This is a genomic window from Salmonella sp. 32070601201500089SM, from assembly GCF_017573605.1.
GTDB classification, from domain to species: domain Bacteria; phylum Pseudomonadota; class Gammaproteobacteria; order Enterobacterales; family Enterobacteriaceae; genus Salmonella; species Salmonella enterica.
The window spans coordinates 34,126-46,325 of the sequence record NZ_JAGETK010000012.1 but is presented as its reverse complement, the minus strand read 5'-3'; the positions used below and the strand labels follow the sequence as shown (position 1 = coordinate 46,325).

Genomic DNA, 12,200 nt, shown 5'->3' with positions numbered 1-12,200 from the left:
GATGGCGAAAAGAGATTACTACGAGATTTTAGGCGTTTCCAAAACAGCGGAAGAGCGTGAAATCAAAAAGGCGTATAAGCGCCTGGCCATGAAATATCATCCGGACCGCAATCAGGGTGATAAAGAGGCCGAAGCTAAGTTTAAAGAGATTAAAGAAGCCTACGAAGTGCTGACCGATGCGCAAAAACGCGCAGCCTACGATCAGTATGGTCACGCCGCGTTTGAACAAGGCGGTATGGGCGGCGGATTTGGCGGCGGCTTTAATGGCGGCGCTGATTTCAGTGATATCTTTGGTGACGTTTTTGGCGATATCTTTGGCGGCGGGCGTGGTCGCCAACGTGCGGCGCGTGGGGCTGATTTGCGTTATAACATGGATCTCACCCTGGAAGAAGCGGTGCGTGGCGTGACCAAAGAGATCCGTATTCCGACGCTGGAGGAGTGCGACGTTTGCCACGGCAGCGGCGCGAAAGCTGGTACGCAACCGCAAACCTGTCCGACCTGTCATGGTTCTGGTCAGGTACAGATGCGCCAGGGATTCTTTGCTGTACAGCAGACCTGCCCACACTGTCAGGGCCGCGGTACGCTGATCAAAGATCCGTGCCATAAATGTCACGGTCATGGGCGTGTTGAAAAGAGTAAAACTCTGTCCGTTAAAATCCCGGCGGGCGTGGATACCGGCGATCGTATTCGTCTGGCAGGCGAGGGCGAAGCGGGCGAGCATGGCGCACCGGCAGGCGACTTGTACGTTCAGGTCCAGGTGAAACAACACCCTATTTTCGAGCGTGAAGGCAATAATCTTTATTGCGAAGTGCCGATCAACTTTGCGATGGCGGCGCTGGGCGGTGAAATTGAAGTGCCGACGTTAGATGGTCGTGTGATGCTGAAAGTACCGAGCGAAACACAAACGGGCAAGCTGTTCCGTATGCGCGGCAAAGGCGTGAAGTCCGTACGCGGTGGCGCGCAGGGCGATTTGCTGTGCCGTGTGGTGGTTGAAACGCCGGTCGGTCTGAGCGAAAAACAGAAGCAATTGCTAAAAGATCTTCAGGAAAGTTTTGGCGGCCCGACGGGAGAGAAAAACAGCCCGCGTTCAAAAAGCTTCTTTGACGGCGTGAAAAAATTCTTTGACGATTTGACTCGCTAATCTTTTTCCCGTTGTATTTTTCTTCAGCCCGGGTGTATATCCGGGCTTTTTTCTGCCTGTACGCGCCCAGGCTTCTGTTAAACGCATCGTATCCTCTCATTTGTTGATATTTTGTTTTTACTGATAAACAAATTGATGTTAATCAGCAGTTTTGTATACGCTTATTCTTTAAAAAAACGTGATGTGATGACATTAATGATTGCTTTTTTAGATGCTGTGAATTGATTTATCTTGAGTATTATCTATATTGCTTTTTTTAGTTTCCGGAGGCAGACAGCGAATGGGATCGAAAGGTGCCAACAAGAGCTTTGATTATAATTTAATCAAAATTCTTGACGCTGTTATTTTGTCAGGAAATGCGGCTATGGCGGCAAAAAAGTTAGGCATTACACCGGCTGCCGTTTCTCTGGCGTTAAAGCGCCTGCAGAGTTATTACCCGGAAGAACTGTTTAGCAGAGGGAAAGGCGGGCTCATCCCCACAGCTAAGGCTGTCGACATTCACCAAAATTTCAGTCAGGTGATGAAACTGGTGGATGACACATTTCTCTGTAATAGCAAAAAAGATGAAGCGTTCCAGATAACGTTATTAGGCAGTGATATTGTTGAAAGCTATTATCTTTCTCAGCTCTATAACAGCGATATATTTGACCGTATTTTGATAAATCATTTCACTGTCAGAAATATGAGTCGGGAGCATATCAGCGAACTTCTGTTTACTGCGCAAGGCGATCTGTTGATTAGTGCCGAACCTTTGCTGGAGTCCGGCATAGAGAATCAAATCATTGATAGTTTTAAATCATTTGTTTGTATCTGCAGCAGTAAACACATGCTGAGTACCCTCTCACAACTGTCGCTACATCATTTTTATTCTTCGCGTCATGCGTTATATCAGCCGGGGATGGGGGCTTCAGTGATATATCATGATAGCGAGTTATTTAAGGATGAGCTTTACTATACTGGCAGGCGTATTGTCGGCTATCGCAGTGATTCGCTTAACGGTTTGATGAGCATGATCGAACGAACCTCATTGATTGCATTGATGCCTTTGAAATTAGCGCTTTTTTATAAAAATCATCGTAAATATGACATTAAATTTATTCAGCCTCCGCCCGAACTGGCTTTGAAGTCAGTTCAGGTTTATGCATCCTGGAATAAAAATAGTAGAAATATATCGACGATTAATGAGATGGTAAGTATGTTACAAACGCTTTCCTCCTTCCGTCGTTAATACACCTCATTTTTACGCTTTGATTTAATATGGTTTTAAATGATGTGCTTTGATTTTTACCCTTCTGACAGGGCGCTTACACTCCTTGTGTTAATTATTCATTTATAATGATTTCGGAGTGTTAAAATGTCTATTCCCAACCATGTGTCGACAACGGAAGTTGTGCTATTGGAGCTAGAGATCTTACTCACTATTATTTCGATTGGCGCGTGGGGAGGCTTTGTCAGCTATCTTTTACGCAAAGATAAGACAGAATATAATAGTTCTCATGAAAGTATTAAATATTGCTTAACGCAGATCGTGATTTCCTGCTTCACCAGTTTCTTGTTAAGCGCGATTGCAATCGAAAAAGAATGCAGTTTCAACATTGTTCTGTTGGCGGCAGGCTTAGGCGGTGTTTTCGCGAGTCCGATCTTAAAAATTCTTGGGCGACGGATTAAAAAAATTATCGAAGGAAATAATTCAGATTAATTATCATTCGCAGTATCAGGCTCATCCGTGAGCCTTTTACGCGTCTTTTTTCAGCCGGGTCTAGGTCACTCTATTCTTGATCCAGCCATAAATAAATTGTTCGTTATTGTGGTTTTTTTCAGCAACGTTTAAGTAGTACGTGCCCTGACTGCAATTGAGGGCTTTCACCAAAACGGCTTCCCCTTCCTGGCCTCGCCAGGCCAAATAATGTTCGAGAGCGGCAAGCGTCCGCGGGCCAATATTGCCATCCACATGAATATCCGGGTAGCGTTTACCTTCGTGATTAAAGACGTTCAACCAGCGTTGCAGCCACGCGCTGGGGTGGTAAGCGCCTATGTTGACTGCCGCATCGCACAACTCGAAGGAGACTGGCCACGATAGCGTCGAGATGACGTCAAAGCCTGGTTTTATCCAGTAATCCTCTTCGAGAATCGCGTAGGCTTCAGCGTGGGTCAGATCCCGCATATCGCCAGCATAGCCATGCGCTCGCGCCGTGGCTTCGGTAATGCCCCAATGGGTGGCGCCGCCTTTATCTTTAGGGTTAAATACGTAACCGCCTTCAAGCGCAATAATTCCATCTATAATTGGATTCATCTTCCCTTTCCTTCGCTTAGTGAATATGCAGATACATGAGAGAACCTAACGTTACTGAAAATACGGTCGTCAGGGCGGCGATGGTTTGCCGTACAATCTGTTTTTTTCTTCCCTTTGTTTCGCTATCCGTCGCGATAATGGCGATATCACTATTCACTTTGAGACCTTGTCTTGGAATGGTAATAAAAAGATCGTTAATACCAAGCGCTTTAAGGTCACGTCTGATTAAATAGAGAATCTGCGTTAGATTTGCATCATTAACATAGTGGCTTCGACTTCCCCATAACGCAGTGGTTATTTTTTGTCGCTCGATAATCTCCAGATGAGCATTCTCGATGATGAAACTGAGGCATTTGGCTCTCATCGCAGTCATTTTAATAACCTGTGAATTTGAGACCGTCCTCAGTTCATATTTACCTTCATTGTAAATGCAGTTGCTATTAATGATATAAGTTTTCATAACGTCTTCCTTTAGAAATGTACATCCTGGTTGTCTGTGGTGACTATATTGTATGAGAAATGTCTTAATCCAATAAATGTCACTGGTTTTATTGTATTGTCATTGTCTATAGCGAGTGTAATCACATTATTTCATTGAAATTAAATGATATTTAATTACATGATAAATGATATTTACTATGCTCTCACCAGAACGGAGTAAGCGGGCGCTGAAAGGTATTGTTTTCTCTTCGATAGACGGTGTTGTTAACCTCATTTTTATGATTTTTATATCATCTAAAAAGATGATGTTTTGTGATTAGCTATTTTTTATGCCTGTAACGATTATGGACCCCGCAGAACGAGCTGCGACAATTTTGAAACGTAAAAGGAAATTTGAAAATGGCTACAAGCAAACTGATTCAAGGCGATACGATTACTGAAACTACCCATGCAGCGAATGGTTTTGACCCTGCAACAAGCGATGATAAAATAAGCTATACTTCCGCTCGTGTTGCGAAACCGGTATACAATAAATATAAAAATTCCACGACTAAACCGAAGGTATTCGGTTATTACACCGACTGGTCACAGTATGACAGCCGTCTGCAAGGCAATATGTCCCAACCGGGCCGTGGTTATGATTTAACCAACGTTTCACCGACGGCTTATGACAAACTGATTTTTGGCTTTGTTGGCATCACCGGTTTCAGAAAAATTGATACAGAAGACCGCGATGTCGTAGCAGAAGCGGCAGCGCTGTGCGGCAAAGTGAAATATGAGCCGACCTTCCTCGACCCATGGGGCGACTTCCAGTCTTATATCAACCTCGGCTTTGATGTCAGCGGCTGGGATGTGGATCCGAAGACTGTAACTCAGTCTAACGCCAAGGGGCTGCTGGGCGCGCTGCGTGATATGCAGGCAAAAGCGAAAGCCGCAGGTCACACGCTGGCGCTCTCCATGAGTATCGGCGGCTGGAGCATGAGTAACGGGTTCCACGAAACCGCCGCTTCTGACTCTTCTCGTAAAATCTTCGCCAAAGGCGTGGTGAAACTGTTCAAACAGTTCCCGATGTTCAGCGAAGTGGATATTGACTGGGAATACCCGAACAATGAAGGGGCGGGCAACCCGTTTGGTCCGGAAGATGGCGCTAACTACGCGCTGCTGATTGCCGAACTGCGTAAACAGCTGGATTCCGCGGGTCTGAGCAATGTGAAGATCTCTATTGCCGCTTCTGCTGTCACTACTATTTTTGACTATGCGAAAGTAAAAGATCTGATGGCTGCCGGCCTGTATGGCATCAACCTGATGACCTATGACTTCTTCGGTACGCCGTGGGCGGAAACGCTGGGCCACCACACCAACCGCAAAGCGCTGGAAGAGGGTGTCGAAACTATCGTTGATCACCTGCTGGCGGAAGGTTTCTCCGCTGACCGTATCAACATCGGTTATGCCGGCTATACCCGTAACGCTCGTCAGGTAGAAATTGAATCCCTGTCGCCGCTGAAAGGTTCTTACAACCCAGGTTCAGGCCCTACTACCGGTTCCTTCGAATCCGGCACCAGCGAATGGTATGACGTCATTTATAGCTACCTGGATCTGGAAAACCAGAAAGGCCGTAACGGTTTCAACGTTTACACCGACCAGGTCGCTGATGCTGACTACCTGTATAGCCCGGAATCCAAACTGTTTTTATCCCTGGATACGCCGCGTACTGTCAAAGCAAAAGGCGAATATGCAGCGAAACTGGGCCTGGGCGGCGTGTTTACCTGGACTATCGATCAGGACAACGGCGTACTGGTTAACGCCGTGCGTGAAGGTCTGGGTTATGAAATCGAATCTGAAGTTATCGATATGGAACCGTTCTACTTTGAAGGTATCAATGTAGAAAAAGATGAAGAGCAGAGCGACAGCGACGACGCGCAGAAGGTCAACCACGCGCCGAAAGCGGCGATTGAACTGCTGGTCGTAGGCGGATCTACGGTACAGCTGTCTGGCGCAGGTTCTTCTGATGAAGATAACGATGAGCTGTCCTTTAGCTGGGGCGTGCCTTCTCAAATCACTGTGGCAGACAAAACGGCTGAAATCATTGAGGTTGTGGTACCGGAAGTTAGCGAAAAAACAGCCTTCCAGTTCACCCTGTTTGTACGCGACTGCTACAACGAACCGTCCTCTCAACAGCGCTTTGTTCTGACGGCTGTGCCTGCGCTATCTCAGGTTCAACCGGAACCGGAAGAGGAAGAAGAGATTATCGTTCCTGTACCGGACGAGGAAGAAGAGACCACGCCGGCTGAGGATGATACGCCAGCAGATGACAAAACGTCACCTTACGCGCAGTGGGATGCTTCTACCGTTTATGGCGCAAACTGGGGTTCTTTCGAAATCGTTAGCTGGAAAGGCCATAACTATCAGGTGAAATGGTGGTCTATGGGCAACCAGCCTGACCTGAACTGCGGTGTCGGCGGTGCATGGACCGATCTTGGCGCTTACTAATACACGGTATTAAGCCGATGTATTGGGCTTCATGATTCAAGCCCCGGTTTACCGGGGCTTTTCTCCACCAGGGACAGAGGAAGAGTAGACCATGACCATTTCCATTCACGCCAGCGCATTTGACGTCAACAGCTGGTATCAAAAAATTACCTTAACCTTCATCAATGAGAGCGGTAATGCGGTCGATATGAACCATGCCGCAATATCATTCACGGCTTCCGGGCACATCGACCCATGGGGAAATAGCGGCGGTACGCTCAAAGGGAACCTGCCGCTTACGCTGAATGATAGTTCGTATGGCACGCTGGAAACTAACAACATCATCATTAATAACAGCGATGCATTACTTCTTCAGCCGGGCGAACGCGGGACGCTCTCTTTCAGCCTCGCGGCGACGCAGGTGCCGGTAAAAATGTCCGCCATCACCTTGACGCTGGCGTCATCGTCATCCGAAGACGCAGAGTCTGCAACCCCATCCGATCAGGAGACGCCAGCGATACCCGCCGCAGACGAACAACCCGCCGAACCCGATGTGCCGGAAAAGGACAATGACCTTCAGGAACACGGCCTTACGCTTAACGTTAGCGAGTTGAATACCGCAAGTTGGTATCAACGCGTCACCTTTACGCTGACCAACCTCTACGCCCAGGCGGTAGATCTCAATCAGCTTCAACTGAATTTTACGGCCAGCGCGCACCCCGATCCCTACAGCCCGTTTCAGGGAACAATGTTGGGGAATCAGGCCGTGACGCTGGCCAGCGATGGGGGATGGCCCATCGAGAAGAATACCATCACCATTAATCATGACGGCGCGCTGATGCTGGCGGCGGGGGATACCGCCGAATTACAGTGCTATCTGGCCGCCACGCAGACGCCAGTTGCCATCAGCGATTTGAGCGCGACGTTGGCCCATGATCCTGCCCGTCAGGGAAAAGTTTGCGTTCATTTTCCTGCCATGACGCAGACCGTGGCGCTCAAACCGGTGATTGAGCTGCTGTTTCCTGCCGGCGAAACCCGGCGCTTTGTCGGTGAGTGGGGAGAGGTTCTGACAATAGGCGATCTTAGCGCAGGAACGTATCGGCTTACCGTACCGGTACTGGCGAATGATGAGATGCAAATCGCGCCAGTCGAGTCCTCTTTTACCGTTACGCTGCAATCCGGCGATGCCGCCGCGCAGGTCCAGGTATCCTGTCTGCCAATTGTCCGTTATGCCAGCGCGCGTCTGATGATTGACGCCCCTGCGCTTGGTAATGCGAAATTGACCGTTGAGATCGCCGATGTTACGCAAGCGGATGAGCGTACCGTCACGCTGATCGCCAACCAACCGCAGTTAATCACCCGGCTACTGGCGGGGCATCATTATACGGTCAATCTACAGCCTGCGATGATTAATAACCGCTTTATAGCGGCACCCATACAGCTTACGGGTTTTATCCCTGCTGCGGCGCAGGTTGCCGAGGTTGCTGTCGCTTACCAACAGTCAGCGCTCGACACGGCGAGTTTCGTGACGGTGGATGCCACTATACTGGGTCTGCCCGATGGCGTCGCGCCGCAGCGTTATCTGTTCAGCAGCGGTAAATATCAATACTCATTAATGCTGGAGAGCGGCAGCGATCGGCAGACGTTGGCATTACGCTTTGCGCCTGGGCTGTATGATGTTCAGACGGACGATATTTTCATCGACAGCGTGCCGTGGCGTTGTGAACAGGCCGGGCCGCTACGGTTGTTGCAAAAGGTCAACCATGTGGCGCTGGAGTTTCTGCCCGGCGTGACGCTACAGGTAAAAGGTTGGCCTGATTACCTTGCTCATGGCGGCGTGACGGTTAACGCGCCAGAGACGGTTTCTCTTTATCGCGATATACCGTTTAGCGCGTTGTTTAAATACGATGGTTTTGACGGCGGCGGCGATCCGGTTCCGGCCGCGGAGGTTGACGTGAACGGGGATGGTTTTCTGGATTACGCGACGTTACCGATCCATAAAACCGTTGCGCTGGTGCGCCAGATAGAAAAAGAAGCCGGGCGTAGCGTCATGCCGGTAATGGTCATTTATACCGCGAATGCCAGCGGCGGTAGCGCGCTGGCGGATTTACAGGATGCGCAAAAGCTACGTAACCATTTTGGTAACTTTATTACCCAGTGTCTGGCGGCGCAGTCATACAAAGATGAGACGCATCCTGTCCCGGCCACCTTTGTGCTTAACCCGGATTTCCTCGGGGCGCTACAGCAAGGACCGTATGGCTATACCGTAGTACGGCAAAAAAACAGTGTGCCGGTGAATGCCCAACTGGCGGCGGCGATACAAGCATTACCGGCGATGGCTGGCTTTATCGTGCCTTCGTTGCCGACGTTTAGCGACGATCTCTACGGCTATATTCAGGCGGTGAACTATCTTGTTCGTCAGTTTGCCCCGGATGTGGCTTTTGGCTGGCAGACGAATGTCTGGGCGACAGGAACGGCGGACTGGGTGCTGCGCGATACCGCTGATCCGGTAGCAGAAGGGCAGGCGATCGCCGGATTTATTCATGAACTGGGCGTTTATAGCGGAGAATATGCGCCGGACTTTATTGCGTTTGATAAATTTGAGCGTGACTGTTTCAGTCCTGATGCGCTTGCCCACTATGGCTGGAATGCGACATGCTGGCTTAATTACCTGGCGATGGTCAAACAGGTGACGAAAGCGCTGCTGACGCCCGCCATGCTGTGGCAAATCCCTGGCGGCCATATGCCTACAGTAGAAGAGGGCGTCAGTAAAATCAGCGCTGCGCACTTTGCATCCGGCGGAACCTTTTTTATGGGTGACGCCCGTATTGGCAGCGATCCTGACACGCTCTCTTTGCAGCTACTCAATACGGCCTTAAATAGCGCGACTTACGGCGTCCCGACCGTCGGCGACTTTTTACGTAAAGATAAAGGGTATGACTGGGGCCAGATGCAGGCGCTGAACCTACCGGACTTTAACGTCTTTTCGATCTTATGGGGCGGTGGTTCTACTATCAGTATTACGACAATCCATTCTAACGGTGAAGACGGCGGCTGGCTGGCGGATAAAATGGTAGAGTATTATGCTACCCCTCGCTATTTCAGATAATATCACTGCTTATTTGCATTAATCTGGACTATTAGTTTGAGATTCGAAGGCGCGTTCTTTCGAATCTCTTTTCCTGCGCCCCCTGACCTCTCATTCTTTATGCGTAATTTGTTATTAATTTTCTGTAATCATTTTGTATTAAGAATTGTCTTAATCTTAAAAATATTGCGTATTAGTGCGTTGTGAATACAGAAATACTGCATAGCGATGTTATTTATTATTAATTTAAGTACTTTTTGAGAGGTTATACTGTGACGCTACATTGAGTAGACAACCGTTAATGAAAAAAATGATGAACGACGCTTTTGCTAAAGATAATAATGAGAATTCATTACACTCTTTTCTTTTTTCTCAGCAGGCTAAACCTCACGCGGCAATTGATGCCTTATTTTCGGCCTTGTTGCCATTTGGTCAACCGTTTACGCTGGGTATCGGCGATGAGTTTTATTTACAGGCAAATGATGAACACTACATTGTATTACTGGAGTCAGGCGTTGTTTCTTTCTGTCATGATGACAAACGACTCCATATATCTTCATCGTTTGCGCCATCGGTCGTGGGTATGGTTGACAGCTATGGCGCTACCTATAACGTCCCCGCGCGACCGGAACACTTTTTGCTCGCAGAAACGGTTTGTACCGGTAGATTTGTTCGCCTGCCGGATTTTATAAAAATCGCCGATGAATGCGATTTGTGGCACGACGTGGCCCGTTGTCTGGCTTACCGTCTGATGGTGATGAGCGCGCGCGATCGTGAATTAGTCGGCGTCGATTCTTATCTGAAAGTTCGGGCGCTGCTGACTGAAATCTGGGCTTATCCACAGGCCTACCGGGAAAGCATTATCGTGTTGAATTTTATTCAACGGCGTACCGGGATATCGCGCAGTCGGACTATGAAGATTCTGTCTGAACTAAAAAAAGGCGGGTATATCCATATTGATAATGGGCGGCTGACGGCGCTCGGAAAACTACCAGTGGCGTATTAATGTACTATACGCAACGATATATTTACATATCTCGACTGAATTTGCCTGGTATCGTTAATAGAATGTTTTACTGAAGGTTGTTATGAAAGCTATTTTTAAAAAGTCAATATGGCTAAAGGAGATAGGCCGAACGACTGGTGTAAAGTTAATATAAAACAACAGGTTATGCCTGGTCCTATAAAACCAAATGTCGATGATTGCAACTTGCCGTTGGCTTGCTAATAATTAATAACATCGTTATCTCATTATAACGTAAAGATTAACTCACGACGTTGAGTGGCTGTTTTATTGCCTCTGACATTTATATCAGAACAAGAAGACACTTTTTTTCGCATAAGAAAAAGTCGTGATATTGCTGTGAAGAAATATCAGCAGCCGTTTCGTTAAAAAATCTGATTACCCTCATTTTTATATTTAAAAGGAGCTTGAATGAAAAAGCCTGTACTAGCATTAATGGTCTCTGCCATTGCCTTTGGCGGAATGTTGTCCACCGCGCAAGCGGATACTACAACCGTCACTGGCGGTACGGTAAATTTTGTCGGACAGGTCGTTGACGCCGCCTGTTCTGTTTCCGCTGACTCTGTCGATCAGACCGTGACATTAGGCCAGGTTCGCGCCAGTAAATTAACCGAGGCCGGTATGGTGGCGAATCAAAAAGAAGATTTCACCATCAAACTGGAAGACTGCGATACTCAGACCAGCCAGAATGCGGCGGTGATTTTTAATGGTCAACAGGACGCAAACCAGCCGGGGTCGCTGGCGAATACCGCTGGGGCAGGTTCGGCGACGAATGTGGCATTACAACTTTATGGACCAGATGGCCAGGCGCTGAATATCGGTGAATCGTCCAGTACTGTTACCTTGAACGATGGCGAAAACGTTATTCCGCTTAGCGTGGATTATATCGCTACCGGTACGGCGACTGCCGGTAATGTTACCGCGACGGCGACATTTAGCATGGTTTATTCCTGATTCCTTATCGGGATTTTTTTCTCGTCTGTTGGGAGGCGAGAAAGGGGCGTTACGCGCGTCACTGCGCGTAACAAACCGACGGCATCAGGATATTACGCAGATGAAAAAAAACGTACCGATTTTCCTTCGATTATTGCTACTGCTGTCGGCGGCCGGCCTGTCGTTTGCCGCGCAGGCGGGAGGCATTGCGCTGGGCGCGACCAGGGTGATTTATCCGCAGGGAAGTAAGCAAACCTCCTTGCCGATTATTAATTCTTCTGCCAGCAATGTTTTTTTAATTCAGTCATGGGTCGCCAATGCCGATGGTTCACGCTCGACGGATTTTATCATTACGCCGCCTCTCTTTGTGATCCAGCCTAAAAAAGAAAATATATTACGTATTATGTATGTCGGGCCGTCATTACCGACCGATCGCGAAAGCGTATTTTATTTAAACAGTAAAGCGATACCCTCTGTCGATAAAAATAAATTGACCGGCAACTCCCTGCAAATTGCGACGCAAAGCGTGATTAAGCTATTTATCCGCCCGAAAAATCTGGCGGAGGCGCCAGCTCATGCCCCGTCGACGCTTCGCTGCCGTAACGAGCGCGGCCAGCTAACGATTACTAACCCTTCGCCGTACTACGTTTCGATGGTTGAACTGTACAGCGCGGGGAAAAAACTGCCGAATACTATGGTTCCGCCGAAAGGCGCGATCACTCTCCCGGCGACGCCCGGCCAGGTATCTTTGCGCACGGTAAACGATTTTGGCGCAACGACGCCAGCACGCGTTTGTCCAGCTTCATGATGT

At 48.4% G+C, this 12,200-nt stretch carries 10 protein-coding genes; 8 read left to right on the top strand and 2 right to left on the bottom strand.

Annotation, left to right across the window (positions count from 1 at the left end):
• Position 1: 1 nt before the first annotated feature.
• The 3 genes from dnaJ to J4728_RS17830 all read left to right on the top strand — a co-directional run bounded on the left by dnaJ (position 2) and on the right by J4728_RS17830 (position 2,840).
• On the top strand, positions 2–1,141 hold the full coding sequence (dnaJ, locus tag J4728_RS17840; RefSeq protein WP_001119009.1) for a molecular chaperone DnaJ: 1,140 nt from the start codon (positions 2–4) through the stop codon (positions 1,139–1,141).
• Positions 1,142–1,421: 280 nt separating this feature from the next.
• Positions 1,422–2,369, top strand: a complete 948-nt coding sequence (locus tag J4728_RS17835; protein WP_000534911.1) for a LysR family transcriptional regulator — start codon at positions 1,422–1,424, stop codon at positions 2,367–2,369.
• Positions 2,370–2,495: 126 nt separating this feature from the next.
• Positions 2,496–2,840, top strand: coding sequence for a phage holin family protein (locus J4728_RS17830; protein ID WP_000026889.1), 345 nt, complete (start codon positions 2,496–2,498; stop codon positions 2,838–2,840).
• Between the two features lie 60 nt (positions 2,841–2,900).
• Here J4728_RS17830 and J4728_RS17825 read toward each other — a convergent pair whose 3' ends face one another.
• Together J4728_RS17825 and J4728_RS17820 are read right to left on the bottom strand one after the other, a co-directional pair.
• Positions 2,901–3,434 carry a glycoside hydrolase family 108 protein gene (locus J4728_RS17825; protein ID WP_001068132.1) on the bottom strand — a complete coding sequence of 178 codons (534 nt, stop codon included), beginning with the start codon at positions 3,432–3,434 and terminating at the stop codon, positions 2,901–2,903.
• A 16-nt stretch (positions 3,435–3,450) separates the two neighbouring features.
• Positions 3,451–3,894, bottom strand: a complete 444-nt coding sequence (locus J4728_RS17820) for a transcriptional regulator (protein WP_000860681.1) — start codon at positions 3,892–3,894, stop codon at positions 3,451–3,453.
• Between the two features lie 380 nt (positions 3,895–4,274).
• On the opposite strand from J4728_RS17820, the gene J4728_RS17815 reads away from it, so the two are divergent.
• The 5 genes from J4728_RS17815 (at position 4,275) to bcfB (ending at position 12,197) form a co-directional block, all read left to right on the top strand.
• Entirely contained in the window at positions 4,275–6,365 is a 2,091-nt protein-coding gene (locus tag J4728_RS17815; RefSeq protein ID WP_208212158.1) for a glycosyl hydrolase family 18 protein, read from the top strand.
• Positions 6,366–6,456: 91 nt separating this feature from the next.
• Positions 6,457–9,453, top strand: coding sequence for a chitinase (locus tag J4728_RS17810; protein WP_208212157.1), 2,997 nt, complete (start codon positions 6,457–6,459; stop codon positions 9,451–9,453).
• Between the two features lie 280 nt (positions 9,454–9,733).
• Positions 9,734–10,438: a winged helix-turn-helix transcriptional regulator gene (locus J4728_RS17805; protein WP_000738617.1), complete on the top strand. Its 705-nt coding sequence runs from the start codon at positions 9,734–9,736 to the stop codon at positions 10,436–10,438.
• A gap of 429 nt (positions 10,439–10,867) precedes the next feature.
• Positions 10,868–11,410, top strand: a complete 543-nt coding sequence (locus tag J4728_RS17800) for a fimbrial protein BcfA (RefSeq protein WP_000743357.1) — start codon at positions 10,868–10,870, stop codon at positions 11,408–11,410.
• Positions 11,411–11,510: 100 nt separating this feature from the next.
• Positions 11,511–12,197 carry a fimbrial biogenesis chaperone BcfB gene (gene bcfB, locus J4728_RS17795; protein ID WP_000742551.1) on the top strand — a complete coding sequence of 229 codons (687 nt, stop codon included), beginning with the start codon at positions 11,511–11,513 and terminating at the stop codon, positions 12,195–12,197.
• Positions 12,198–12,200 lie beyond the last annotated feature (3 nt).

Coding starts and splice junctions, on each gene's coding strand:
- J4728_RS17800 (WP_000743357.1), top strand. CDS start 10,868: ATGAAAAAGCCTGTACTAGCATTAATGGTCTCTGCCATTGCCTTTGGC.
- J4728_RS17815 (WP_208212158.1), top strand. CDS start 4,275: ATGGCTACAAGCAAACTGATTCAAGGCGATACGATTACTGAAACTACC.
- J4728_RS17805 (WP_000738617.1), top strand. CDS start 9,734: ATGAAAAAAATGATGAACGACGCTTTTGCTAAAGATAATAATGAGAAT.
- bcfB (WP_000742551.1), top strand. CDS start 11,511: ATGAAAAAAAACGTACCGATTTTCCTTCGATTATTGCTACTGCTGTCG.
- J4728_RS17835 (WP_000534911.1), top strand. CDS start 1,422: ATGGGATCGAAAGGTGCCAACAAGAGCTTTGATTATAATTTAATCAAA.
- J4728_RS17820 (WP_000860681.1), bottom strand. CDS start 3,894: ATGAAAACTTATATCATTAATAGCAACTGCATTTACAATGAAGGTAAA.
- J4728_RS17830 (WP_000026889.1), top strand. CDS start 2,496: ATGTCTATTCCCAACCATGTGTCGACAACGGAAGTTGTGCTATTGGAG.
- J4728_RS17825 (WP_001068132.1), bottom strand. CDS start 3,434: ATGAATCCAATTATAGATGGAATTATTGCGCTTGAAGGCGGTTACGTA.
- dnaJ (WP_001119009.1), top strand. CDS start 2: ATGGCGAAAAGAGATTACTACGAGATTTTAGGCGTTTCCAAAACAGCG.
- J4728_RS17810 (WP_208212157.1), top strand. CDS start 6,457: ATGACCATTTCCATTCACGCCAGCGCATTTGACGTCAACAGCTGGTAT.